Here is a 679-nt window from a genome sequence, read left to right as displayed (position 1 = left end):
AAGCTCCTACGGCTTGTAGGCACACGGTTTCAGGTACTCTTTCACGACCCCTCACCGGGGCACTTTTCACCTTTCCCTCACGGTACTCGTGCACTATCGGTCATCAGGGAGTATTTAGGCTTACCAGGTGGTCCTGGCAGATTCACACAGGATTTCTCGGGCCCCGTGCTACTTGGGATCCCCTCAAGAAGCCCTCAAGATTTCGCCTACCCGGCTCTCACGGTCTACGGCAGCCCTTCCCAGAGCTTTCGACTACCTCAAAGGTTTATCACTCCTTGTGGTCTCGGCAGAAACCACCAGAGGGTCCCACGACCCCGAACGCGCAACGCCTGCCGGCTATCACACACGCCCGGTTTAGCCTCATCCGCTTTCGCTCACCACTACTCACGGAATCACTGTTGTTTTCTCTTCCTACGGGTACTGAGATGTTTCACTTCCCCGCGTTACCACCAACCGCCCTATACATTCAGGCGGAGGCAACACCACATGACTGGTGCTGGGTTTCCCCATTCGGACATCCCCGGATCAACGTCTGGTTGGCGACTCCCCGAGGCTTAACGCAGCCTCCCACGTCCTTCATCGGCTCCTGATGCCAAGGCATCCACCGTGTGCCCTAAAAAACTTGGCCACAAAGATGCTCGCGTCCACTATGCAAATCTCAAACAACAAACAGCAACCA

General features: G+C 55.8%; 1 rRNA gene. It reads right to left on the bottom strand.

The window, feature by feature from the left end:
* Window positions 1-628 (bottom strand): 23S ribosomal RNA (locus tag KME77_RS15590); the annotation flags it as partial.
* Between the last annotated feature and the right edge of the window lie 51 nt (window positions 629-679).

Origin of the sequence: Nonomuraea rhizosphaerae (assembly GCF_019396405.1) — a bacterium.
GTDB lineage: Bacteria > Actinomycetota > Actinomycetes > Streptosporangiales > Streptosporangiaceae > Nonomuraea > Nonomuraea rhizosphaerae.
Note: the sequence above shows the minus strand (reverse complement) of the source record. Positions and strands in the feature narration are given on the sequence as shown.